General features: G+C 59.8%; 27 protein-coding genes and 1 pseudogene. 16 read left to right on the top strand and 12 right to left on the bottom strand.

The window, feature by feature from the left end; all coding sequences use genetic code 11:
• Window positions 1–236 precede the first annotated feature (236 nt).
• Together L6D63_RS17780 and L6D63_RS17785 are read right to left on the bottom strand one after the other, a co-directional pair.
• Complete coding sequence (locus L6D63_RS17780; RefSeq protein ID WP_131670165.1) at window positions 237–632, bottom strand: c-type cytochrome; 396 nt, start codon at window positions 630–632, stop codon at window positions 237–239.
• Between the two features lie 161 nt (window positions 633–793).
• Entirely contained in the window at window positions 794–2,125 is a 1,332-nt protein-coding gene (locus tag L6D63_RS17785) for an aminotransferase-like domain-containing protein (protein WP_095666923.1), read from the bottom strand.
• A 90-nt stretch (window positions 2,126–2,215) separates the two neighbouring features.
• Between L6D63_RS17785 and L6D63_RS17790 the strand changes: the two genes are divergently transcribed.
• Window positions 2,216–3,109, top strand: coding sequence for a DMT family transporter (locus tag L6D63_RS17790; RefSeq protein WP_131670164.1), 894 nt, complete (start codon window positions 2,216–2,218; stop codon window positions 3,107–3,109).
• A 3-nt stretch (window positions 3,110–3,112) separates the two neighbouring features.
• Here the strand turns inward: L6D63_RS17790 and L6D63_RS17795 are convergent, their stop codons facing one another.
• Window positions 3,113–3,928 (bottom strand): AraC family transcriptional regulator, encoded by an 816-nt coding sequence (locus L6D63_RS17795; RefSeq protein ID WP_047295062.1) that lies wholly within the window; start codon window positions 3,926–3,928, stop codon window positions 3,113–3,115.
• A 131-nt stretch (window positions 3,929–4,059) separates the two neighbouring features.
• On the opposite strand from L6D63_RS17795, the gene L6D63_RS17800 reads away from it, so the two are divergent.
• Window positions 4,060–4,575 carry a carboxymuconolactone decarboxylase family protein gene (locus L6D63_RS17800; protein ID WP_131670163.1) on the top strand — a complete coding sequence of 172 codons (516 nt, stop codon included), beginning with the start codon at window positions 4,060–4,062 and terminating at the stop codon, window positions 4,573–4,575.
• Between the two features lie 105 nt (window positions 4,576–4,680).
• Here the strand turns inward: L6D63_RS17800 and L6D63_RS17805 are convergent, their stop codons facing one another.
• The gene (locus L6D63_RS17805; protein WP_131670162.1) at window positions 4,681–6,126 is read right to left on the bottom strand and encodes a SulP family inorganic anion transporter; all 1,446 of its coding nucleotides are present in this window, start codon (window positions 6,124–6,126) and stop codon (window positions 4,681–4,683) included.
• Window positions 6,127–6,283: 157 nt separating this feature from the next.
• Here L6D63_RS17805 and L6D63_RS17810 point away from each other — a divergent pair, with 157 nt between their 5' ends.
• The 4 genes from L6D63_RS17810 (at window position 6,284) to L6D63_RS17825 (ending at window position 8,465) form a co-directional block, all read left to right on the top strand.
• Window positions 6,284–6,589, top strand: coding sequence for a DUF7693 family protein (locus tag L6D63_RS17810; protein WP_047295068.1), 306 nt, complete (start codon window positions 6,284–6,286; stop codon window positions 6,587–6,589).
• Between the two features lie 105 nt (window positions 6,590–6,694).
• Window positions 6,695–7,411: a hypothetical protein gene (locus tag L6D63_RS17815; protein ID WP_047295070.1), complete on the top strand. Its 717-nt coding sequence runs from the start codon at window positions 6,695–6,697 to the stop codon at window positions 7,409–7,411.
• Window positions 7,412–7,491: 80 nt separating this feature from the next.
• Window positions 7,492–7,827, top strand: coding sequence for a hypothetical protein (locus L6D63_RS17820; RefSeq protein ID WP_131670161.1), 336 nt, complete (start codon window positions 7,492–7,494; stop codon window positions 7,825–7,827).
• 92 nt (window positions 7,828–7,919) lie between these two features.
• Window positions 7,920–8,465 carry a hypothetical protein gene (locus L6D63_RS17825; protein WP_131670160.1) on the top strand — a complete coding sequence of 182 codons (546 nt, stop codon included), beginning with the start codon at window positions 7,920–7,922 and terminating at the stop codon, window positions 8,463–8,465.
• 41 nt (window positions 8,466–8,506) lie between these two features.
• Here L6D63_RS17825 and L6D63_RS17830 read toward each other — a convergent pair whose 3' ends face one another.
• Entirely contained in the window at window positions 8,507–9,142 is a 636-nt protein-coding gene (locus tag L6D63_RS17830) for a hypothetical protein (RefSeq protein WP_047295074.1), read from the bottom strand.
• Between the two features lie 241 nt (window positions 9,143–9,383).
• On the opposite strand from L6D63_RS17830, the gene L6D63_RS17835 reads away from it, so the two are divergent.
• Window positions 9,384–10,025 carry a TetR/AcrR family transcriptional regulator gene (locus tag L6D63_RS17835; protein WP_131670159.1) on the top strand — a complete coding sequence of 214 codons (642 nt, stop codon included), beginning with the start codon at window positions 9,384–9,386 and terminating at the stop codon, window positions 10,023–10,025.
• Between the two features lie 286 nt (window positions 10,026–10,311).
• Here the strand turns inward: L6D63_RS17835 and L6D63_RS17840 are convergent, their stop codons facing one another.
• Entirely contained in the window at window positions 10,312–10,845 is a 534-nt protein-coding gene (locus L6D63_RS17840) for a cysteine hydrolase family protein (RefSeq protein WP_047295077.1), read from the bottom strand.
• Between the two features lie 66 nt (window positions 10,846–10,911).
• Window positions 10,912–12,639, bottom strand: a complete 1,728-nt coding sequence (ggt, locus tag L6D63_RS17845) for a gamma-glutamyltransferase (RefSeq protein ID WP_121184813.1) — start codon at window positions 12,637–12,639, stop codon at window positions 10,912–10,914.
• 150 nt (window positions 12,640–12,789) lie between these two features.
• Here ggt and L6D63_RS17850 point away from each other — a divergent pair, with 150 nt between their 5' ends.
• The gene (locus tag L6D63_RS17850; protein WP_131670158.1) at window positions 12,790–13,305 is read left to right on the top strand and encodes a methylated-DNA--[protein]-cysteine S-methyltransferase; all 516 of its coding nucleotides are present in this window, start codon (window positions 12,790–12,792) and stop codon (window positions 13,303–13,305) included.
• 83 nt (window positions 13,306–13,388) lie between these two features.
• Here L6D63_RS17850 and L6D63_RS17855 read toward each other — a convergent pair whose 3' ends face one another.
• The 4 genes and pseudogenes from L6D63_RS17855 to L6D63_RS17870 all read right to left on the bottom strand — a co-directional run bounded on the left by L6D63_RS17855 (window position 13,389) and on the right by L6D63_RS17870 (window position 16,466).
• On the bottom strand, window positions 13,389–13,976 hold the full coding sequence (locus L6D63_RS17855) for an NUDIX domain-containing protein (protein WP_131670157.1): 588 nt from the start codon (window positions 13,974–13,976) through the stop codon (window positions 13,389–13,391).
• Window positions 13,977–14,107: 131 nt separating this feature from the next.
• Window positions 14,108–15,130, bottom strand: a pseudogene (locus L6D63_RS17860) (chitinase); the annotation flags it as partial.
• A gap of 40 nt (window positions 15,131–15,170) precedes the next feature.
• On the bottom strand, window positions 15,171–15,806 hold the full coding sequence (locus tag L6D63_RS17865; RefSeq protein ID WP_047295087.1) for a lytic polysaccharide monooxygenase auxiliary activity family 9 protein: 636 nt from the start codon (window positions 15,804–15,806) through the stop codon (window positions 15,171–15,173).
• Between the two features lie 222 nt (window positions 15,807–16,028).
• The gene (locus L6D63_RS17870) at window positions 16,029–16,466 is read right to left on the bottom strand and encodes a hemerythrin domain-containing protein (protein ID WP_041074240.1); all 438 of its coding nucleotides are present in this window, start codon (window positions 16,464–16,466) and stop codon (window positions 16,029–16,031) included.
• Between the two features lie 147 nt (window positions 16,467–16,613).
• On the opposite strand from L6D63_RS17870, the gene L6D63_RS17875 reads away from it, so the two are divergent.
• Window positions 16,614–17,039: a GNAT family N-acetyltransferase gene (locus L6D63_RS17875; protein WP_131670155.1), complete on the top strand. Its 426-nt coding sequence runs from the start codon at window positions 16,614–16,616 to the stop codon at window positions 17,037–17,039.
• A 93-nt stretch (window positions 17,040–17,132) separates the two neighbouring features.
• On the opposite strand, the gene L6D63_RS17880 is transcribed toward L6D63_RS17875, so the two are convergent.
• On the bottom strand, window positions 17,133–17,483 hold the full coding sequence (locus tag L6D63_RS17880) for a hypothetical protein (RefSeq protein WP_131670154.1): 351 nt from the start codon (window positions 17,481–17,483) through the stop codon (window positions 17,133–17,135).
• Window positions 17,484–17,617: 134 nt separating this feature from the next.
• Here L6D63_RS17880 and L6D63_RS17885 point away from each other — a divergent pair, with 134 nt between their 5' ends.
• From L6D63_RS17885 to L6D63_RS17915, 7 genes are all read left to right on the top strand, one after another.
• The gene (locus L6D63_RS17885) at window positions 17,618–17,947 is read left to right on the top strand and encodes a DUF6388 family protein (protein WP_121184805.1); all 330 of its coding nucleotides are present in this window, start codon (window positions 17,618–17,620) and stop codon (window positions 17,945–17,947) included.
• Window positions 17,948–17,972: 25 nt separating this feature from the next.
• Complete coding sequence (locus L6D63_RS17890; RefSeq protein WP_041074232.1) at window positions 17,973–18,677, top strand: YoaK family protein; 705 nt, start codon at window positions 17,973–17,975, stop codon at window positions 18,675–18,677.
• Window positions 18,678–18,912: 235 nt separating this feature from the next.
• Window positions 18,913–19,305: a sulfurtransferase complex subunit TusD gene (gene tusD / locus L6D63_RS17895; RefSeq protein WP_041074269.1), complete on the top strand. Its 393-nt coding sequence runs from the start codon at window positions 18,913–18,915 to the stop codon at window positions 19,303–19,305.
• A gap of 1 nt (window position 19,306) precedes the next feature.
• On the top strand, window positions 19,307–19,663 hold the full coding sequence (gene tusC / locus L6D63_RS17900; protein ID WP_047295096.1) for a sulfurtransferase complex subunit TusC: 357 nt from the start codon (window positions 19,307–19,309) through the stop codon (window positions 19,661–19,663).
• On the top strand, window positions 19,663–19,956 hold the full coding sequence (tusB, locus tag L6D63_RS17905) for a sulfurtransferase complex subunit TusB (RefSeq protein ID WP_047295098.1): 294 nt from the start codon (window positions 19,663–19,665) through the stop codon (window positions 19,954–19,956). The genes tusC and tusB overlap by 1 nt, the downstream gene beginning before the upstream one ends.
• Window positions 19,953–20,288: a TusE/DsrC/DsvC family sulfur relay protein gene (locus tag L6D63_RS17910; RefSeq protein ID WP_131670153.1), complete on the top strand. Its 336-nt coding sequence runs from the start codon at window positions 19,953–19,955 to the stop codon at window positions 20,286–20,288. Before tusB ends, L6D63_RS17910 begins: the two co-directional genes overlap by 4 nt.
• A complete protein-coding gene (locus tag L6D63_RS17915) occupies window positions 20,285–21,286 on the top strand; it encodes a glycosyl transferase family protein (RefSeq protein ID WP_131670152.1) in 1,002 nt (333 codons plus the stop codon). Before L6D63_RS17910 ends, L6D63_RS17915 begins: the two co-directional genes overlap by 4 nt.
• The last annotated feature ends 76 nt before the right edge of the window (window positions 21,287–21,362 follow it).

The following is a 21,362-nucleotide window of genomic DNA, read 5'->3' on the forward strand; positions in this document are numbered from 1 at the left end:
GGCAGCTCCTGCAGGGGGATACCGATACCTCTGCAGGAGATGCCGCAGGCTGCGATTTTTTGCTTTTGGGGATTCATCGTTTATATGTGTTTAACGTTCATTCCTGCAGCCCGTAACACCTTGCACTGGTGGAACTGGCGCTGGGCAGGCTTGAACTGCTCGGCGCCACAACTTCCTGACCTGAACCCGCACCCATGAAGCTCATCGGCCGTGCGCCCGGGGCAGGCCGACGGGCTCTATTGTTTTTCTGCTGAAAAGCTTTGCAGATACGCCAGCAAATTATCGATCTTCTCCTCGTCACTCAGCCCCCAGAAAATCATTCGTGTGCCCGGCACCACGCCTTTTGGATCTTTCAGATACGCGGTCAGCGTTTCGCGATCCCAGGTCTTACCGGAGTTTTTCATCGCCTCGGAATACACGTAATTGGCCGAGGTCCCGGCCGGTCGGCCAATGATGCCGTTGAGTTGCGGGCCGAAACCCGGGCGCGCGTCCGGGCCAACCTGATGGCAGCCGCCGCACAGGCGCGGGAAGATCTTTTCGCCGGCGGCGGGATCGCCTGATGCGTGGGTGGTTGAGCTGAACAACACGGCGGTTGCGGCCAGGGCAAGAAGAAATGAAGCGGTGTTTTTCATCGGGCAATCCAAAACGGTGTGATGCAGTCGAGGCAAGGCTAACATTTTGTGGCGAGGTAACTTGCTCCCGCTGGGTTGCGTAGCGACCCCAATATGGGCCTGCGCTGCAGGCCAGCGGGAGCAAGCTCCCTCGCCACAGGTGTATTTCACAGTCAGTATTTTTACAGATAAGCGCCGATGACCTTTCTGACGGTAATCAATGCCTGGCGCAGGACGTCCATGGACACCGACCCCAACGCCAACCGGATCGCATGCGGCACATGTGCCGACACGGCGAACGGCTCGGCCGTGGTGACCGAAATCTGCTGGTGCACCAACTCCACCACAATCTGATCGGCACGCACGTCTGCCGGCAACGGCAACCACAAAAAGTAAGACGACGGATGACCGATGCACGTCAGCCCTTGCAACAACTCGGCGGCCAGCGCTTGCCGGGCCTTGGCATCGTCGCGCTTTTGTTGCTCCAGCAGGGTGACGGTGCCGTCGTCGAGCCAGCCGCAAGCCATCGCGGTCATCACGCCGGGGGTGTTCCAGGTGGTGGCGCGGATGATGCGTTCCAGCGCCGGCACGTTGCGCAGGGGGGCGGCAATAAAACCGACGCGGAGGCCGGTGGCGATATTCTTGGAAAGTCCCGAGACGTACACCGTGCGCTCCGGCGCCAGATCAATCAGGGTACGCGGTGGGTTATCCACCAGAAAGGCGTAGGCCGCGTCTTCGATGAGAATCAGATCATGCCGCCGGGCGAGCGCGACCAATTGCTCGCGCTGCTCGATCGGCGTCACCCAACCCAACGGATTGTGCAGCGTCGGCATGCTGTACACGGCGCGTACCGAACGGCTGCGGCACAGCTTGTCGAGCGCCGTCAGGTCCGGTCCGTGGTCACCGGCCGGGATGGCCACCACTTCCAGATGCAACGCTTCGGCCAGCACCTTGAAGCCGGAATAGGTCAGCGCATCGGCGGCAATGACGTCGCCGGGTTTGAGCAAGGCCATCAGCGTCACCGCCAACCCCTGCTGGGCTCCGTTGACGATCAGCACTTGCCCGGCATCGGCCTGCACCCCGCGATCCTGCAGATGCCGCGCCACCGAGGCACGCTCATGCTGTCGTCCGGCGTGGGGTTGATAGCGCAGCAAGGCTTCCAGATCGCCCGACAGCGCCAATTGACGTAACGCCGTGCGCAACAGATCCGCCTGACCGGGCAGAGACGGGTAATTGAAGTTGAGATCGATCATGCCGACTGCCACGTCCTTCTGATCGATCCCCTGCCCCGGCGACAAAGAGGTTTCACGGACAAACGTCCCGCGCCCGGTCTCGCCGCTGACCAGCCCCATGGCCTCAAGTTCGGCGTACACCCGCGATGCGGTGACCAGTGCCAGGCCTTCACGGGCTGCCAGTTCGCGGTGGGTCGGCAGGCGCGTTCCCGGTGCCAGATGCCCGCAACGAATATCCGCTGCATAAGCGTCAACGAGGGTCTTGTAGCGTGAGCGCGGCATAGCGGATGTATCCATGACAATTATTTGATTGTGCTGATTCTCGGCTTCAGGATCACTCGAAAGCAACCCTACCTTTGAGCGTGACCCTGTATGGAACGGACTTCGAACCCGGTTAACCCGGCCCTGGAAAAAACCAGCGGCTGGATCAACGGTTTTATCGGCGTGGTGATCTTCAGCGGATCGTTACCGGCCACGCGCCTGGCGGTACTGGAATTTGATCCGGTGTTTCTTACCGTGGCCCGCGCGGCCATTGCCGGCGTGTTGGCAGCAGCGCTGTTGTGGCTGTTTCGCGAACGGCGTCCGGCACGAGATCAGTGGTGGCCGTTGTTGATTGTGGCGTTGGGCGTGGTGCTGGGTTTCCCCTTGCTGACGGCATTGGCGCTGCAACACGTGACGTCGGCGCATTCGATTGTGTTTGTGGGATTGCTGCCCTTGGCGACGGCGATTTTTGGCGTGCTGCGTGGCGGCGAGCATCCGCGACCGGTGTTCTGGGTGTTCTCGATTCTCGGCAGTGTCTTGGTCGTTGGCTTCGCCTTGTCACAGGGGCTGACCGCCTCGCCCACCGGTGATCTGCTGATGCTCGCGGCGATTCTGGCCTGTGGTCTGGGTTACGCCGAAGGCGCCAAACTGTCGCGCGTGCTCGGCGGCTGGCAGGTGATCTGCTGGGCGTTGGTGTTGTCGCTACCGGTGATGGCGTTGCTCAGCCTGTGGCTGGCCCCCGCCTCGTTCAGTCACATCAGCCTGTCGGCCTGGCTGTGCCTGTCGTATGTGGCGCTGTTCAGCATGCTGATCGGGTTCGTTTTCTGGTATCGCGGCCTGGCCCAGGGCGGGATTGCGGCAGTGGGACAACTGCAATTGCTGCAGCCGTTTTTCGGTCTGGCGCTGGCGGCGACGTTGCTGCATGAACAGGTCAGCCTGGGGATGCTGACGGTGACGCTGGGAGTGATTCTGTGTGTGGCCGGGGCAAAGAAATTCGCCCGATAATCCTCAGACGCCAGCCTTCCACTCCCGCGGGCTGAGCCCGGTCTTGCGGCGAAACGCTCGAGCCAGTGCCGAAGGACTTTCATAACCGACCTCTTGCGCGATCAGCGCAATTGGCCGTCCCTCGCGCAGACGCTTCTGCGCCAGACTGATCCGCCAGCTCAGCAGATAGTCAGCTGGCGACTGCCCGACGACGCGGTGGAACTGCTCGGCGAATCCGGCTCTGGACAGATGGGCGGCAGTCGCCAGGTCCGCCACACGCCAGGGTCTGGCCGGTTGCTCATGCATCAGGGTCAAGGCGCGAGACAAGCGCGGATCCGCGAGCCCGGCCATCAGGCCGGGTGGCTGGACACGGCTGCTGATGAGGTGGCGCAACAGCAGGATCACCAGCAATTCAAACAAACGATCCATCACCGCCACGCGCCCGCAATGACCTTCAAAGGCTTCTCTGAACAGCCATTCCAGCGTGTTGCCCAACTCCGGGATTTCGCTGAGTCTGAGCAGCAGATAATCCGGCAGTGCCGCCGCCAGCGCATTGCCGGAACCTCCGTCAAACGTCAGCGTGGCGCAGACCAGCTGTGCGCCCATGGCCTCATCGGCGGACATCCGATGAGTGCAGGGTCGCGGGAAGAAAATCAGTGAAGGTTCGACAATACGAACCTCACGTTGATTGCCCGCTTTCAGCAACAACTCGCCGGCCTGTAATAGATGCACATGCCCGACCGGTTCGCCCTCATGCAGGCCGACGCCGCAAAACGTGCCACTGTGAAAGGTGCCGGCACTCACACCGAAATGGCTGAGCAGCGTTGAAAGACGATCCATGGGCGACTCCCGATGCATATCTGGACGATCTGTTGCATATCCTCGACGATCTGCGGCCAAAGCGCCAGCCGTGCGCCATAACATGGCCTCCATCCCCGGTGCACTTCGTACCGGACTTCAGGAGAATCACCATGAGCCGCATCCCTGCAATCAGCCTTGAAAACGCCACCGACGCCAGCCGCCCGACCCTGGAAGGTGTGAAGAAAAAAATCGGCTTCCTGCCCAATGTCTTTACCACGCTGGCCAAAGCCCCGGTGGCCCTGGAAGCCTACGTGCAAGCTTCGGCGATCCTCGGCAAGACTTCGTTGAGCGCCAAGGAAAAAGAAGCGGTGTATCTCGCCACATCACAGGTCAACGGCTGCGATTATTGCCTGGCCGCGCACAGCCTGTTTGCCAGCAAGGCCGGGCTCTCGGCGCAGGACATCGGTGCCGCGCGTCACGGTGAATTGAATGCCTATGCCGCTCTCGCCCAACAGTTGACGCATAGCCGCGGCCACTTGAGCGACGAGCAGATCGCCGCCGCCCGCGCTGCCGGCATTGACGACAGCAAGATTATCGAAGTGATTGCCTTGGTGGCTGTGCAGTCGCTGACCAACTACCTGAACAACGCGGCCTTGACCGACATCGACTTCCCGGCCATTGATTGAACGCGAAAAAAACGAGAGCGGGCTTGCTCGCGAAAGCGCTGAATCAATCAACCAGTGTGTTGAATGACACTGCGCCTTCGCGAGCAAGCCCGCTCTCACAATTGATCAATGATGTTCGACGCCCGCGCGTTTGAGCAGTTTCTTGCAGCGCTCGGACAGATGAAACACCTGCAATTCCTTGCCGGCCTTGGCGTAACGCTCGCGCAAGGTCTTCAGCGCGGCAATCGCCGAATAGTCAACGAAGCTCAAATGCCGGCAATCCAGCGTCACCCGGGCCGGGTCATTGGCCGGGTCGAACTGGTTGAGAAACGGCGTGGTCGAGGCGAAAAACAGCGTGCCATGCAGGCGATAGAGTTTGCTGCCGTCGGTTTCCAGATGTTCATCGGCGTACAACTCGCGGGCCTGCTGCCAGGCGAAATTCAGCGCGGCGATGATGATCCCGCAGAGCACGGCAGTGGCCAGATCGGTGAACACGGTGATGCTGGTCACGGCGATGATCACCAGCACATCGTTGAGCGGCACTTTGTTCAACACCCGCAACGAGGCCCAGGCGAAAGTCTGCTGTGACACCACGAACATCACGCCCACCAGCGCCGCCAGCGGAATACGCTCGATCAGCGGCGACAGAAACAGGATGAACAGCAGAATCAACACACCCGCGACCACCCCGGACAAACGCCCACGGCCGCCGGAGCTGAGGTTGATCACGGTCTGGCCGATCATCGCGCAACCGCCCATACCACCGAACGCGCCCGAGACCATATTCGCCGCCCCCAGCGCGACACATTCGCGATCCGGGTAGCCACGGGTTTCGGTGATTTCGTCAGTGAGGTTGAGGGTCAGCAGGGTTTCCAGCAGACCGACCAGCGCCATCAGAATCGCGTACGGAGCGATGATGCGCAGGGTCTCCAGGCTCCATGGGATGTCCGGCAAGGCGAAAGTCGGCAGACCGCCGGCGATGTGCGCCATGTCGCCGAGGGTGCGCGTCGGCAGGCCGAACAGGTAGACCAGCAGGCCCACACCGAGGATCGCCACCAATGCCGGCGGCACCGCGCGGGTCAGGCGCGGCAGTATGTAGACGATGGCCATGGTCAGCAGCACCAGCCCGGTCATCAGGTACAGCGGCGTGCCGCTGAGCCAGTGTTCACCGTTCTTGAAATGCTCCAGTTGCGCCAGGGCAATGATGATCGCCAGGCCATTGACGAAACCGAGCATCACCGGATGCGGCACCATGCGCACCAGTTTGCCCAGGCGCAACAAGCCGAACGCCATCATGATCAGGCCACCGAGCAACACGGTCGCCAACAGGTATTGCACGCCGTGCTGCACCACCAGCGCGACGATCACCACCGCCATCGAACCCGCCGCACCGGAGACCATTCCCGGCCGGCCGCCGAACAACGCGGTCAACGTGCAAATGAAAAAGGCGCCGTACAGGCCCATCAGTGGATTGAGATGCGCCACCAGCGCGAACGCAATGCATTCGGGCAACAAGGCAAACGAGGTGGTGAGTCCGGCCAGGACATCGGCGCGCAGACGTTTTGGTTTCATGGCTTACCTGACTGAGCGGCCAGCGAGCGTGGCCGCGGATGTTCGCGAAAAGGAGGGTTGCGGATGTTACGGAAATGTCCGGGCTCGGGCCAGTGATCGCTGACACCCGACGAAGCGACCTTTATGCTGGCGCGTCCTGCATCCACCGAGTACGACCATGACTGCATTGCTGACCGCCCGCGACGTTTGCCAGCGCTTGCGCGAGGCTGCGCTGGGACGTCTATCGCTGACTCATGTTGACGGGCCACTCACTGCCAATCACATATGGCTGGATCTTGAAGGCTGGAAGCTACAGGTCGAATTTGATGGTCAGCGTCTGCATCATTGCAAACAGTGCCGCTGTCCGGATGGCAAAGAATGGGTGTTCGGCAGCTCGCAGTTTTTCGGTACCGACCCGATCAGCCTGTTAAGTACTTGGGAGCTGGCTCAAATCGAAGTTCGTTTGGCGACCAGTGCCCAATAAACAATACGCTGACGCTCTACTCTTTTCGATGGCCGTCGCCGCTGCATTTTTTCCTGGCAATGACACTGGCATAATGCCAACTCGCCATCATTCATGGATCTGAAAATGTCTACTCAGGAACAATGGTATCCACCTAAAGCAAATTGGCTGGGCAACGCTTTTGGCTGCCCACCGTTCGACGTTGTCAATCAGATGCTTTACCAAGCGGTTAAGGACAATCCAGACAATGACGAGCCGGCGCAAATCATCGGAAAACTGATGCTGATCGGTCGAACTTATTCGGCATCGGTCGAGCGCCGGAAAACCAATGGCACTGCAAAAGACGAACGCCAGGCGCTGGATGTGATTATCGAGGCGGCCCATGCCATTGCTCAGTCCGATGTTCATGACCTGCTGGCGAAAATTCCTCGACCGGCTGTGCTTTCCTTGCGCAACATCGACCAGGCGACAGCGATCCATGCCCAATTGTGCAAAGCATTGAGCGCTGCCAATAAACGGGAAAACAGCAGCCTGGCGTCCAAATACTTGCACTTCCACCGCCCGAATTTTTTTCCGATAGTCGATTCACTCGCCCGATTGAGCTGGTCATGGGTCATGGACGCTCGGGGGGAAAGCTATCGGGGTTATACGACATTCGGCAAAGTTGCGCGTTATGGCGAGTGGTGCAAGAAAGTACTCAATCTACAGAATGATATGAAAGCGCAATTCGCGCATGACGTGTCTCTGCGCCAAGTCGACAACTACCTGCTTTCCATCATGTCGCTGGACGGTAAAGGAGGCTGGGGATTACCGGTTTTGATCAATCAGGTACGGGCTGATTGACGCCGGGCAGCGCCTGTCGTTATCCGACCTTGACTCTCCAGGTATCAACCTGTCGCGCTTTTTCTTTTAGAGGTGATCAATTGCCAACCATCATGACCTGTGGCCATGCGTCCAGACGAACCGAATTCAGCTACAGAGGCAATGCCCGCACAGGTATTACCCTGGAGTTTGAATCAGGCGAGGTAACTATCAGCAGTGCAGTCATCAATGCCATAACACTGAACTTTCACGGTCAGCGAGTTCGCGGTGGTTTCGACATGACCAATACTCCTCCCCACAGTGTGGGATCGTTTCTGGAGAGTAACTGGCCGGCCCTTACACCGCGTCATGCGTCATTTCTTTGCGCTGTGCTGGATCACGAAGGGGTGGCGCGTTGCCATCTGGTGGGCAACGCAGTATGGGTGGATTTCATCTAGCAGATGAACGCAAACGGCGGCCCTTTTGATGTTGATCAATGATGGCACTCTGCCCATAATCCGCCCCCTTATTCCTCACGCAAGGAAACGCCGTGAAAAAATCTCTGTTGTTGATCCCGATGCTGGCCGTGCTGCTGCAAGGTTGTGGCATGACCATGACCCGCTATGAGCCGAACTTCGAAAACGTTCAAAAGCTCAAGCAGACCCCGCCGCTGCAGGCGATCAGCAATCCTCAGGTAACTGCCGAGTCCGGTGAAGGTTCGCTTACAGTGCGGGCCAATCCGGTGCGCTCGCCGTCCGGCAGCATCCCGGCGCATATCCAGGACGCGATCACCGAAGAACTGCGCAAGGCCGGCCTGCTTGATCCGCAGGCTCAGCGTCAGTTGAAAGTGCTGGTGGTGAAGAACAACCTGTCGGCCGGCATGGGCACAGGCGATGGTCAAATCGCGGCACGCTTCACTCTGCTCAATGGCCAGAATGTGGTCTACGACGCAACCAAGAATGTCAGCAGCCAGTGGAGCAGCAGCTTCTTCGGTTTCATTGCGATTCCGAATGCGGTCAACGCCTATAACCCGATGCTGCGTGATCTGTTGAAGGAACTGTACAGCGATCCTCAGTTCATCCAGGCCCTGAAGTAAGGGCAAAAAAAAGAGCCGCAATTGCGGCTCTTTTTTTGGCATCAGGCCCGCGGAGTGCGGGTCTCGAGTGCCGAGTATTTCAGGTTGTTATTGTCGATCATCTGCTTGAGCAGCGCGTTGACCTGACGGGCGAACGTGTCGTTGACCGCGGCCTTCGGGGTGTTGCCCATCAGCGGAATGAACCAAATACCGATCCAGGTACCGACCGCATCATGGTTGCTCGCGGTGGTCAGGGCCTGGCCTGTTCCGTCCACGGCTTCGAGGCTCATGGTGTACTGATCGGTGCCGTACGCGGGGATTACCCCGAGGCTGAAACCACTGATGAAGCCCAACACCATCGAACCGGCATTCGGCGGATGGTTGTACATTTTCAGACGCAGGCTGTAGTCACCCGGTTGCTTCTGGAACTCGTCCAGGGTGACGCGGCCGAACAGGCCCGAATCGCTCAGAATTTTTTGCAGCTCAGGTTTGAGCTGATCTCGCGCTTGCGGCACTTCTACGGCCGAAGTGCTTTTCGGCTCGCCCTGATAGAAGTCGAAGTCCACATACACGTTCGGTTTATTCGCGTAGCTGGCCATCGATGGCAGCTTGACCGGCGCGACTTCGTCTTTGGTGAAACTGGCACAACCACCGAGCGCAAGCACCAGGCCCAGCGCCAGGATTTTCCCGAATTGCATGTTGTCTTCCCTATGTGAACCGAGCCAAATGATAGCAATGAGCCTCCATTGCGGAGGCGGGGCGGATTCTAGAGAGAGTGCTCGCTTGAGGAAAGGCCGCTTCGGGAAATTTACACATAAATATTCGCTCAGCTCTGCCGCAAATCGAGCAGTCAGCTGGCCTCATCGCTATATAGTTTTGTATATTGCGAAGCCGAATTTTTCAGTACCTGCCCATGCCAGCCATTTACATCGTGTTCCCATGAGTGCCATCCGCGTACGCAACGAACAATTGATCCTCGCCGCCGCCAGCGAAGAGTTCGCCGCCAACGGCTTCGACGCGACCCAGACCCGTGATATCGCCGCCCGCGCCGGCGTGCCCAAGGCCAACCTGTATTACTACTTTCAGACCAAGGAAAACCTCTATTCCAAGGTTTTGCTGGGGTTCGTCGAACCGTTGCTGGAAGCCTCGGCGGCACTGCGCGAAAGCGACGACCCCATGATTGGCCTGCGCGCCTACGTTGCTGCGCGTATCCGCATCGCCCGCGAGCACCCGGCGATTGCCAAGGTGTTCAGCGGCGAGCTGCTGCTCGGTGGCCGTCAGCTACCGGACGAATGCCGCGACCTGCTGCACGCCGAAGCCCGGCGCAATGTCGACTGCCTGCGCAGCTGGATCGAGCGCGGCCTGCTGGCGCCGGTAGACCCGGAACATCTGATGCTGTTCATCTGGTCGGCGACCCGCACCTACACCAACCTGGGTTGGCAAATGGGCTGCATCACCGGGCGTGAAATCCCCCAGGATGAGGACTATGCGACAGCAGCGCGAACCATTACGCGGCTGGTGCTGGAGGGGGTCGAGGCGCCGCGGGTCGGGGCGATTCGCGGCGTGTTGTTTGCGACTTGAAGCAGGAGAGCTGCTGCGCAGCCCGGCGCGAGCAAGCTCGCTCGCCACAGAAGGTTTGCGCTGGACATGGGGATTGGTGTTTACCATCAATCATTGTAGGAGCCAGCCTGCTGGCGATTGGGTGGGTACAGCTTGCATCTTCATTAACAGATCCACCGCCATCGCTGGCAAGCCAGCTCCCACAATGATCTGTGTTGTTCAAAGACCTTGTGATCCATGCCAAACCCTGTGGGAGCTGGCTTGCCAGCGATGAGGTCAGTAAGAACAACAGAGCTATTTTCGGGCTTCAGAAAATGACCTCGGTTGCGGGTTTGACGTCAATGCGTCCGGTGGCCCCCGTCAAGTGCGCCAGATCCTTGTTGTGTTCGGCGATGATGTCTTCGGCGCTCATGTTGCCGTTGTCAAGGGTGGAATGAGCGTCTGCCACGAGGACGACGTCGTACCCCAGCTGATGGGCCTGGCGCACGGTGGCGTTGACGCAATAGTCGGTTTGCAGGCCGCAGATGATCAGGCGCTCGAAGTCTTCGCCGGGCAGCAGTTTGCCCAGCTCGGTCTGGTAGAACGAATCCGGGGTGGTTTTGCGTACGCGCAGGTCTTTGGCGGTTGTCAGCAGGCCATCGGCAAGTTGCCAGCCTTCGCCACCATGGGCCAGCGGGCTGTCCTTTTCTTCATGCTGAATCAGCACCACCGGCACGCTGGCCTTGCGCGCGCGCCTGCTGAGCTGGTTGATGGTGTCGATGACGCGGCGAATGTCGAAGCACTGATATTGGCCCGAGCAGAGAGCCTGTTGGACGTCGATGATCAGCAATGCGCTAGACATGATGGGCCTTCCTTGAGCGAACGTTGAAACCGGGGCGGAGCAGCGCCCGCCCCCTTTTTACCCCTGTCAGTAGCCTAGTGACAATCCAGTATTGCGTCGTGGATCGTTGGCACCGTAGAAGCGGTTTTTGCCCACTGGCTTACCGCCCAGCGACGGCGCGCCGACCAGGATCGCGGCGATGTGATTGGCGTCCTGCGGCCCGGCGAACTTGTGGCCCCAGCTCTCGAGGAGCTTCTTCGTATCGGGGCTGGCCGCGAAGTCTTCGAGGTTGGTTTCCTCAGGCATCCATTGCTGGTGGAAACGCGGCGCGTCCACCGCTTCCTGCAGGCCCATGCCATAGTCGATGACGTTGAGCATGGTCAGCAAGGTCGCAGTGATGATGCGGCTGCCACCCGGCGTACCGACCACCATCACCACTTTGCCGTCCTTGGTGACGATGGTCGGGCTCATCGACGACAGCGGAGTTTTGCCCGGAGCGATGGCATTGGCCTCGCCCTGCACCAGACCGTACATGTTCGGCACGCCGACCTTGGAGGTGAAGTCGTCCATTTCGTCGTTGAGGATCACCCCGGTCTTGCTCGCCATCACCCCGGCGCCGAACCAGTCGTTGAGGGTGTAGGTCACCGACACTGCGTTGCCCCACTTGTCGACGATCGAATAGTGCGTGGTGTTGTTGCCTTCATGGGGCGCGACGCCGGGTTTCAGTTCGGCGGAGATCCCGGCCTTCTGCGGCTGGATCGCGTTGCGCAGCTTGGTCGCGTAGTTCTTGTCCAGCAGATGCTCGATCGGGTTCTTCACAAAATCCGGGTCGCCCAGATAGCTGTTGCGGTCCACGTAAGCGTGGCGCATCGCTTCGATCTGGTAGTGCATGCCCTGGGCCGAATGGAAGCCCAGGTCCTTCATCGGATAGCCTTCAAGAATGTTCATGATCTCGCAGATCACCACCCCGCCGGAGCTTGGCGGTGGCGCCGACACCACGTGGTAGCCACGGTAATCGCACTCCACCGGGGCCAGTTCGCGGGTCTTGTATTTGTCGAGGTCGGCCTGAGTGATGATGCCCTTGTTGGCCTGACTGGAAGTGACAATGGCGTCGGCCACCCAGCCCTTATAGAAACCGTCAGCGCCTTTTTCCGAAATGGTGCGCAGGGTTTTCGCCAGATCCTTCTGCACCAGTTTCTGCCCGACCTGCATCGGTTCGCCGTTGTGCAGGAAGATCGAGCCGGAATCACGCAGGTCCTTCTTGAATACATCGGTGGCGTAGTCCAGCAAATCGACGTCGCCCTGCTCCAGTTCGAAACCGTCTTCCGCCAGTTTGATCGCCGGGGCGATCATGTCCTTGCGCGGTTTGGTCCCGTACTTGCTCAGCGCCAGCTCCATGCCCGACACGGTGCCGGGCACTGCCACGGCGAGGTGACCGCGGGTGCTCAGATCCGGGACGACGTTGCCGTCCTTGTCCAGGTACATGTTGGCGGTCGCCGCCAGCGGGGCTTTTTCGCGGAAGTCGAGGAAGGTCTTGCGCCCGTCCGCCAGTTGAATGGTCATGAAACCGCCACCGCCGAGGTTGCCTGCCGCGGGATACACCACCGCCAGCGCATAGCCCACAGCGACTGCCGCATCCACCGCGTTACCGCCACTTTTCAACACATCGACGCCGACATGGGAGGCCAGGTGTTGGGCAGTGACCACCATGCCGTTCTCGGCGGCAACCGGGGCCACGGAAGCGGCATGGGCCATCAGGCAGCTCAGTGCCAGTGAAGTCGCGATCAGCGTTTTGGCCAAAGGTTCGTACTTCATGAGTCGATCTCTTTTTTGTTTTTGGGTTCTGTGCAGAGCAGAAGGGAACGCTGCAAAAGCACCAAGCAGTATGGTCGCTATTGCGATTTGCGCCTCCCCGATCAGCCAGTATGCTGGACGCCTTCGCCACGCAGATCCGGAGTTCTGCCCATGCCCTACACGTTCATCACCCTGCCCTCACCGGTCGGCGAACTGAAGCTGGTTGCGAACGGCGCACGACTGGCGGCCATCCTCTGGGAAAACGACAAACCGGGCCGGGTGCGCCTTGGTCCGATGAGCGCAGCACCGGATAATCCGCTGTTGCAACGAACCGCACAGCAGCTTGAAGAATACTTTGCCGGCAAGCGTGATCGCTTCGACCTGGAGCTGGATTTTGTCGGCACCGATTTTCAGAAAAAGGTCTGGGCAGCGTTGCTGACCATTCCGTTTGGCGAAACCCGTACCTACAGTCAGATCGCCGAGCAGATCGGAAACCCGACAGCCGTGCGTGCGGTGGGAGCGGCGAATGGGCGCAATCCGATTTCGATTGTGGCGCCGTGCCATCGGGTGATTGGCGCATCGGGAAAATTGACCGGATTTGCGGGTGGGCTTGAGGCCAAAGAGCGGTTGCTCGTGCTGGAGGGTGGTAACTGGTCGGCGGTGGGCAGGACTGGGGATTTGTTTTAGCAGATCAAAAGATCGCAGCCTGCGGCAGCTCCTACACAGGTGGAGCAATGTCGGAGCTGCCGCAGGCTGCGATCTTTGCTTTCTCAGGCAAATAGGTTATTCATCGCCGCGTACTGCAACAGCATGATGGTCTTGGCATCGCAGATCTCACCACGGTGGAACGCCGCCAAGGCCTCATCGAAGCGCCATTCCAGCACGTCCAGTTCTTCGGTTTCTTCTTCGAGGCCGCCGCCCTCACTGACCCTCGATTTCGCGTCGTACTCGGCAATGAAGAAGTGCAGTTTCTCGGTCACCGAACCGGGGCTCATGTAAGCCTCGAACACCTTCTTCACGTCGTGAACGCGGTAACCGGTCTCCTCTTCGGCTTCGTCACGGATCCGCTGCTCCGGTGCCGCACCTTCCAGCAGACCTGCCGCCACTTCGATCAACAAGCCGTCGTGGCCGTTGACGAATACCGGCAAACGGAATTGGCGGGTCAGCACCACCGTGCGCTGTTCGCGGTTGAACAACAGGATCGCCGCACCATTGCCCCGGTCGTAGACTTCGCGCGTCTGCCGCTGCCAGTCGCCGTTGTTGCGCAGGTAGTCAAAGGTGATCTTCTGCAACAGGTACCAGTCGTGGGACAACACCTGAGTGTCGACGATGTTGACCCGCTCGGCTGTCTTGATCATGACGCCTGATCCTTTGTCATCGGAAAACGCCCATAGTCGATTAATCGCGCCCACAAAAAAAGCCCGGCAGCGCTACCGGGCTTCTTTACCTGCGATTAACGGGCGATGCGCGACAACGCATCATCCGTTTCCTGCGCCGCTGTTCGAGCGCTGTGAATCAGCGGTCCATAACGCCGGCTGAACTCCCAGTTGTACGGCAGGCGATCCTTGCTGACGCCGTTGTCCCAGTTCACCGACCAGGTCATCAGGCCCTTGATCGGCAGCCCCTTGATCGCCAGACGCTTGAGCGCATTGCCCACGGCGGTGCTGTCGATCACATAACCGGTGGCAGCGGCATCGACGTTGGCCGGCAGGCCGATGACGAACTTGTCCGCCGGGATTCTGGTGAAGCCCCGGGTACCGGTCACCAGACTTTCGGTCAGGTAATAGAGGAAATCCTCTTTCAGCGCGTCGTTGTTCTGCGCGATCCACGCGCCATTGCCATTATTGGCTTCCGGTACCCAGACCCCGTCGCCGCCCTGGTTGTAGAACTGCGGCGCGATGAAGTCGTAATAGCCTTCCAGCGCCTGCAGGTAACCGACGTATTTGCCGTTGGTGGTCAGGTACGGAAACTCCGGGGCCATGCTGATGATGAAATGCTTGCCTTGGCCTGCGTAGTGATCCTTGACCAGCTTCAGCGCGGCCGGCAACACGGTCTTGTTGGCAGCGAAATCAATCGCGCTCTGTTCAAGATCGATGTCCAGCCCGTCAAAGCCATAGGTTTCCACCAGACGGATGATTTCATTGGCCAACGGCTGTTCCTGGCCGCTGCGCAATTCGATGTGTGCATCGGCGCCGCCCAGGGAGATCAGTACCGCCCGCCCCTGGCTGTTGAGCACGCCGACCTGGCGCCGGAACTCGGCATCGGAGACGTTGTACGGTTTGAAGGTCGGAATCCCGCTGCCCTTCATGAACGCCACCGCAACCACGTTGTATTCCTTGGGCACCGCCTCCAGAGCGATCTCGGCAAAGCGGCCCTGACGGTAGCCGTCACTCGGGCCGGCCGGCCAGTTGTGCCAGAAACCCATGAGAATGTTCTTGCCGGCGATGCTCGGCATCAGTGAAGCCGCGTCGGCGGCCTGACTGTGCATTAACGAAAAGTCGATATTTGACATGTTCTAATCCTTCAGAACCTGTGGGTTGAGCGTTTCGCCGTTATTTGAAGTCGACGTCGAACGCCTGATAGAAGGCGTTACCGGTGTTGGCGACAATCCACATCAACACGATGACGTGACGACCCTTTTTGCTGGCCGGCAACTTCACCGAATGATTGACCTTGGCCTTCAATTCCCCCGGATAGCTGTAATACGGCACTTGAGTGTAGAAGTCTTCGGCGAAAGGCTGCGCCTCGAGTTGTGCACGGGAAATACGCTGTTTCGGATCCCAGCCATCCTTGGTGATCATCCAGCGATAGCCACGGGTAGTGTGTGGCGCGGTGTATTCCCACTTCACTTCCAGGGTCTGGCCCGGGGTGACGCTGAGCAGCGGCCAGTTGAACGGACGGTTGAGCTTTTTGCTCATTTCCTCGTCGGTGAAGTTCACACAGTCACGGGCATCGGTCTTGCCACCGCTGAGAATGTAACCGTCGGCGGGTGGTGTGACGCTGTCGCTGTCACTGCCATAGGGCGCAGGAAAAGGTCCTGCGGTCAGCGCCGGGAAGTTCTTGCCACCTTCCATTTCGTTGACCTGCCAGGCACCGAGCAATCCTTGCTCGATGGCGACCGCACCGCGGCTGGCTGGAGAGGTAACGCGACCGTGTCGCAGCTGGGTTTGAGCTTGTGGTTGATTCATGTTTTTCACTCCGTTGATTTAAAAACTCTCCTGTCCGAGGAGAGGCCTTCAAGCTAACGGAGGTGGTTTTTTTGTCCATCGGCGGTTTTGTCGCAGGCAATCGGCGTCTCTAGTGGAAAACGCCGCAAATACTGGATGAATATACAGTCAATTGCGACAACGCCCACCTGACGCATGGCTAAAGACCTACACGCCGACACAGCAAAAACCCGCATTCATCACTCACTCCAGTTGTGCCTGGTATTCCTTTTCGTATTGCCCGGCGAGCTGTTCCTTTTGCTTGTCGTCGAGCAACTTGCCGGCCATCTGGAAGAATTTCTGCTCCTCCTCCTTGAGATGGTGATGAACCTTGTCGGAAAGTTTTTTTGCAGTGGCCAGCCACGCCGGGCTGGACATCTCGGTCTCATCCAGTTCTTCCATCATCTCGTCCATTTCATGGTGTTCCGAGATGGCATGTCGACTGAGATCGACGCCGTTGTCGAACTCCATCAACGGGATATAGAAGTGGCGTTCTTCGGCGGTTTCGTGGGCCTGCAGTTCGGCCTTGAGCTGTTTGTAGGCTTCGACCCGCTCCGGGGTGTCGCCGCTGGTTTCGACCAGAGCTTTGGCGTAATTGCGCTGACGGTCGTGGCTTTCGCGAAGGGCTTCGAAAATATTCATGGGGGGTCCTCATCAACCGCGTTCGAAATGACGCTGTAGAAGCTAGACCCCGACGCAACAGCGGCGGTTCCAAAGGGATGAGCAAGGACTTGGAAAGCGCCCGCCGGGCAGGATAGGCTGCGCGTTCACCTCACAAGGAAGTTGCGCATGACGTTGCGAATCGAGCTGTCGCAGAACCCTACGGAAGAACAGCGCAAGGCTATCCTCGAGCCGTTGATTGCGTACAACGACGCCCGGACCGGGGGCTCCACGTCGGAACCGTTCGCCCTGCTGGTGCGCGATGAACAGGACGCGATACTCGGCGGTTTGTATGGCCGGGTGATTTTCCAGTGGATGTACATCGAGTTGCTTTGCGTCCCGGAACAGGGTCGCGGACAGCGCATCGGCTCGGAACTGATGGCCATGGCGGAAAATCTGGCCAAGGAAAAGCACTGCCTGGGCATCTGGCTGGACACCTTCGATTTTCAGGCGCCGGCGTTCTACAAGAAGCTGGGATTCAGCCAGTTTGGCGAGATCGTTGATTACCCGCCGGGGCATAGCCGGCATTATTTCCAGAAGCGCTTGAAGGATTGAACCTCAAGGGCCCTTCGCGAGCAGGCTCGCTTCCACAATGGAATCAGTGGGAGCGAGCCTGCTCGCGAAGACGGCAGTCGCGTCAACACACGATCAAAGACAGGTCGCCAACCCCGCCAAACGCCGCTTGGCGACAAAATCATCCTTCTGCACGTAGTAATTGAGCACCGTCCCCGACGCATTGCTGGTCACGTCGACAAACGATTCCGCCGAACGGGTATACACCGTCGAGCCGCCCTTCTTGCCCGGTTGCAGATACGCGCCGGCGTCCACGCCAAACACCGCCTCGTCCTGCCAGGCGAATTGCACGCACTGGGCCACGACTTTCTCGGGCTTGTCCGAGGTCAGAACCTTGTAAGGGGCTTTGGTGCGAGAATCGTCCATCACCGAACCCGCGCAGCCCGCCAGCACGGTCGCGGCCAGCGCTACCATCAGAATTCGCATTGCATTCGCTCATTCAGAAAAAAGCGGACTGTATCATCGCAACAGGCAAAATCGTTCTGCTTTACTGCATTTATAGCGCGACACACGCCGGCCGCTCCGGCACCCTAGGGTCATCAGCCTGACAAGGAATACACATGGCGCCCACCGACCAGCGACATGAGCAAGCCCTTAAACTGTTTCTCGACGCGCGCCCCGAATTGCGCGAAACCCTCGATCACCTCAACCCGCTGCAGGCCCAGGCCAAGGGTGAAACCTTGGCGCAGTATCGTGAAGAACGCCTGCACGAAGCCTTCGAGGCTGAGGCGGAGAATCAAGGCCTGTTCGCTTGGGAGCTGACCTTGCAGCTCACGGCGCAAACGCCCGGGGAGTACCAGGCTCAGCGCATGGAGGTGCACCGCGAAGTGGCGGAAATGGCCCACATGAGCTGGGCCGATTACTGCGATCTGTACGGGTTGGAACCTTAACCGCTGCTCAAGGATATCGTCACCGATGCTACCCTCCACTTCGACTCACCGCGCCACGTCCGGGCATTTGCATCGGCAGAAATGGCGTGGGCGTATCGGTCTGGCACTGGTGGCCAGTCTGTCCGTGCTGGCAGGCATGACCGATGCTATCGGCTTCATGGCCAGCGGCGATTTCGTTTCCTTCATGAGCGGCAACACCACGCGGCTGGCGGTGGCGATCAGTGACGGCGACCTCGGCCTGACGCTACGCCTGGTCATCCTCGTCGTCACGTTCGTGATCGGTAATGCCTTGGGCATCGTGATCGGTCGCCTCAGTGGCCGGCGCACACTGCCCTTGTTGCTGTGCATAGCCACTCTGCTGTGCTTCGCGGCCGCGTGGCCGTATGACACGCAACTGCCGGCGCTGCTGGCGGCGATCATCGCGATGGGCATGCTTAACGCGGCGGTCGAGGAAGTGAATGGTCTGCCGGTCGGCCTGACCTATGTGACCGGCGCGCTATCGCGGTTCGGCCGTGGACTCGGCCGCTGGATGCTCGGCGAACGCCGTAACGGCTGGCGGGTGCAACTGGTGCCATGGAGCGGGATGTTCATCGGCGCGATTCTCGGCGCAGTGCTGGAACATCATTTCGGGCTTCGGGCGCTGTTCGCCAGCGGCTTGCTGGCGGCGGCGCTCGGTGTGCTGTCGCTGAGCATTCCGCGGCGCTGGCAACTGGGCTATATGCCGCGCTGATCGAGGCCTCACTCCCCCCTGTAGGAGCTGTCGAGTGAAACGAGGCTGCGATCTCTTGATCTTGCTTGTAAAGATCAAGAGATCGCAGCGTGCCGCAGCTCCTACATGGATTCGCACTATGACCGATAGCAGCAGACGGACAGTTATTCCCGCGCAATCGGTGTGTGCAACTTGGGTTTCGCGGCTGCCTTCATAAAGCTTTATCATGGCCGCAGTTTTGCTGATCGAGTCCGTCATGAAGTTCGCCATTGCGCTGTTTTCCGCCGCCCATGCGCCCTCCTCGCGCCGTGCCCTGCTGTTTGCTCAGGCGGCGCTGGCTGGCGGGCATGAGATTGTCCGGTTGTTTTTCTATCAGGACGGCGTCTACAACGCCTCCGACGCGGTGGTCACCCCGCAGGACGAACTGGACCTGCCCAAACAGTGGCGTGCGTTCATCACCGAGCAACAACTGGACGGCGTGGTATGCATTGCCGCCGCCCTGCGTCGTGGCGTACTGAATGACGAAGAGGCCAGGCGTTATCAGCGTGATGCCGTTGCGGTCAGCGCGCCGTGGGAGTTGTCCGGCCTCGGCCAGTTGCACGATGCGGTGCAGGACGCCGATCGACTGATCTGTTTCGGAGGTGCGTGAGATGGCCAAATCCCTGTTGATCATCAGCCGCCAGTCGCCATGGTCCGGCCCCGGCGCCCGCGAGGCGCTGGACATCGTGCTGGCCGGCGGCGCGTTCGATCTGCCGATCGGCCTGCTGTTTCTCGATGACGGCGTACTGCAACTGGCCGCCGGACAGAACGCCAAGGCCCTGCAACAGAAAGACCTGAGCGCCAACCTGCAGGCGCTGCCGATGTTCGGTGTCGAAGAACTGTTCTACTGCACTGACAGCGCCAGCGCCCGTGGCCTGAGCACGCTGTCGCTGGACGAAGCGCAGCCGCTCGGCGCCAGCGAAATCACCGCCCTTATTGACCGTTACGACCAGGTGATCACCCTCTGATGTCGACTTTGCATGTGTTGTCTCATTCCCCGTTCGGCGACGAACGCCTGAACAGTTGCCTGCGCGTGATCGGCGCTGCCGACGCTTTGCTGTTGTCCGGTGACGCGGTGTATGCCCTGCAACCCGGCACCGCGCCATTCGCCACGCTGAACGAGCGCCGGGTCAAGCTGTTCGCCCTCGCCGAAGACCTGCAGGCCCGCGCCATCGTTGCTCCCGACTGGGCCGAGGCTATCGACTATCCAGCGTTCGTCGAACTGTCGATCCACCACGACAAGGTCAACAGCTGGCTATGAATTCGATGACTGTAGGCGCCCGCGCCATCGAACTCGACAAGGACGGCTTTCTGGTCGACCTCGATGACTGGTCCCATGACGTCGCCAGCGCCCTTGCCGCTGCCGAGGACATCGAACTGACTGCCGAACACTGGGAAATCCTCGAACTGCTGCGCAGCTTCTACGCGGAATTTCAGCTATCGCCAGCCACCCGTCCATTGATCAAATACACCGCACTCAAACTCGGCCCGGACAAAGGCAACAGCCTGCACCTGAACCGACTGTTCAAAGGCACCCCTGCCAAACTCGCCGCGAAACTGGCGGGCCTGCCCAAACCGACGAATTGCCTATGACCGACTTTCCAGCGCTGACCCTCGAAACGCCCGCCGAGCACCCGTTCGCGCAGTTCGTGCGAATCCTTGGCAAGGGCAAACGCGGCGCACGCGACCTGACCCGTGAAGAGGCCCGGGAAGCCATGGGCATGGTGCTCGACGACAAGGTCGAAGACACCCAGCTCGGAGCCTTTCTGATGCTGCTGCGGCACAAGGAAGAAAGCGCCGAGGAAATGGCCGGATTCACCGAGGCCCTGCGCGAGCGCCTGGCAGCGCCAACGCTGAATGTCGATCTGGACTGGCCGACCTATGCCGGCAAGAAGCGCCACCTGCCGTGGTACCTGCTGGCGGCCAAGTGCCTGGCGCAGAACGGCGTGCGCATCTTCATGCACGGCGGCGGCGCGCATACCGCCGGGCGTCTGTACACCGAACAGCTGCTTGGCGTGCTGGACATCCCGCTGTGCCGCACGTGGCAGCAGGTCGGCAACGCGCTGGACAACGGCGGCCTGGCGTTCATGCCGCTGATGGACTGGGCGCCGCAGTTGCAGAAGATGATCGACCTGCGCAACACCATGGGCCTGCGCTCGCCGATCCATTCGCTGGCACGGATCCTCAATCCACTACGCGCCCGTTGTGGCCTGCAAAGTATTTTTCATCCGGGCTATCAAGCGGTGCATCGCGATGCCAGCGGTCTGCTCGGCGACACGGCGATCGTGGTCAAGGGCGACGGCGGCGAGATCGAGATCAACCCGGATGCCGACAGCCATCTGTACGGCACCAAGGGCGGCGAGAGCTGGGACGAAGAATGGCCGCAACTGTCGAGCCAGCGCCACGTCAAACCGGCCTCGCTGGACGTTGAACATCTCAAAGCGGTGTGGCGTGGCGACGTGGTCGACAGCTATCCGCAAATGGCCCTGATCTCGACCATGGCCCTGGCCCTGCGTGGTCTCGGTCAAAGCCGCGAGCAAGCCTTTGAAACCGCCGAGCAATACTGGGCCGCGCGCAACAAATCGATTTAACCGATCATAGACGCCCGATCTTTGCGCTTTTTGTTCGAACTCATCGGAATAGACTCGGCTCCAACGCTTATTGGAT

The sequence above is a fragment of the Pseudomonas parakoreensis genome (genome assembly GCF_021602155.1).
GTDB classification, from domain to species: domain Bacteria; phylum Pseudomonadota; class Gammaproteobacteria; order Pseudomonadales; family Pseudomonadaceae; genus Aquipseudomonas; species Aquipseudomonas parakoreensis.

Excerpts from the sequence above, each read along its gene's own strand:
- L6D63_RS17815 (WP_047295070.1), top strand. The coding sequence starts at position 6,695 with ATGTCTACTCAGGAACAATGGTATCCACCTAAAGCAAATTGGCTGGGC.
- L6D63_RS17915 (WP_131670152.1), top strand. The coding sequence starts at position 20,285 with ATGACCGACTTTCCAGCGCTGACCCTCGAAACGCCCGCCGAGCACCCG.
- L6D63_RS17880 (WP_131670154.1), bottom strand. The coding sequence starts at position 17,483 with ATGCGAATTCTGATGGTAGCGCTGGCCGCGACCGTGCTGGCGGGCTGC.
- L6D63_RS17795 (WP_047295062.1), bottom strand. The coding sequence starts at position 3,928 with ATGGATCGTCTTTCAACGCTGCTCAGCCATTTCGGTGTGAGTGCCGGC.
- L6D63_RS17875 (WP_131670155.1), top strand. The coding sequence starts at position 16,614 with ATGACGTTGCGAATCGAGCTGTCGCAGAACCCTACGGAAGAACAGCGC.
- L6D63_RS17785 (WP_095666923.1), bottom strand. The coding sequence starts at position 2,125 with ATGCCGCGCTCACGCTACAAGACCCTCGTTGACGCTTATGCAGCGGAT.
- L6D63_RS17885 (WP_121184805.1), top strand. The coding sequence starts at position 17,618 with ATGGCGCCCACCGACCAGCGACATGAGCAAGCCCTTAAACTGTTTCTC.
- tusC (WP_047295096.1), top strand. The coding sequence starts at position 19,307 with ATGGCCAAATCCCTGTTGATCATCAGCCGCCAGTCGCCATGGTCCGGC.
- L6D63_RS17810 (WP_047295068.1), top strand. The coding sequence starts at position 6,284 with ATGACTGCATTGCTGACCGCCCGCGACGTTTGCCAGCGCTTGCGCGAG.
- ggt (WP_121184813.1), bottom strand. The coding sequence starts at position 12,639 with ATGAAGTACGAACCTTTGGCCAAAACGCTGATCGCGACTTCACTGGCA.
- L6D63_RS17855 (WP_131670157.1), bottom strand. The coding sequence starts at position 13,976 with ATGATCAAGACAGCCGAGCGGGTCAACATCGTCGACACTCAGGTGTTG.
- L6D63_RS17780 (WP_131670165.1), bottom strand. The coding sequence starts at position 632 with ATGAAAAACACCGCTTCATTTCTTCTTGCCCTGGCCGCAACCGCCGTG.
- L6D63_RS17870 (WP_041074240.1), bottom strand. The coding sequence starts at position 16,466 with ATGAATATTTTCGAAGCCCTTCGCGAAAGCCACGACCGTCAGCGCAAT.
- L6D63_RS17865 (WP_047295087.1), bottom strand. The coding sequence starts at position 15,806 with ATGAATCAACCACAAGCTCAAACCCAGCTGCGACACGGTCGCGTTACC.
- L6D63_RS17850 (WP_131670158.1), top strand. The coding sequence starts at position 12,790 with ATGCCCTACACGTTCATCACCCTGCCCTCACCGGTCGGCGAACTGAAG.
- tusD (WP_041074269.1), top strand. The coding sequence starts at position 18,913 with ATGAAGTTCGCCATTGCGCTGTTTTCCGCCGCCCATGCGCCCTCCTCG.
- L6D63_RS17840 (WP_047295077.1), bottom strand. The coding sequence starts at position 10,845 with ATGTCTAGCGCATTGCTGATCATCGACGTCCAACAGGCTCTCTGCTCG.
- L6D63_RS17790 (WP_131670164.1), top strand. The coding sequence starts at position 2,216 with ATGGAACGGACTTCGAACCCGGTTAACCCGGCCCTGGAAAAAACCAGC.
- L6D63_RS17805 (WP_131670162.1), bottom strand. The coding sequence starts at position 6,126 with ATGAAACCAAAACGTCTGCGCGCCGATGTCCTGGCCGGACTCACCACC.
- L6D63_RS17830 (WP_047295074.1), bottom strand. The coding sequence starts at position 9,142 with ATGCAATTCGGGAAAATCCTGGCGCTGGGCCTGGTGCTTGCGCTCGGT.
- L6D63_RS17890 (WP_041074232.1), top strand. The coding sequence starts at position 17,973 with ATGCTACCCTCCACTTCGACTCACCGCGCCACGTCCGGGCATTTGCAT.
- L6D63_RS17835 (WP_131670159.1), top strand. The coding sequence starts at position 9,384 with ATGAGTGCCATCCGCGTACGCAACGAACAATTGATCCTCGCCGCCGCC.
- L6D63_RS17800 (WP_131670163.1), top strand. The coding sequence starts at position 4,060 with ATGAGCCGCATCCCTGCAATCAGCCTTGAAAACGCCACCGACGCCAGC.
- tusB (WP_047295098.1), top strand. The coding sequence starts at position 19,663 with ATGTCGACTTTGCATGTGTTGTCTCATTCCCCGTTCGGCGACGAACGC.
- L6D63_RS17910 (WP_131670153.1), top strand. The coding sequence starts at position 19,953 with ATGAATTCGATGACTGTAGGCGCCCGCGCCATCGAACTCGACAAGGAC.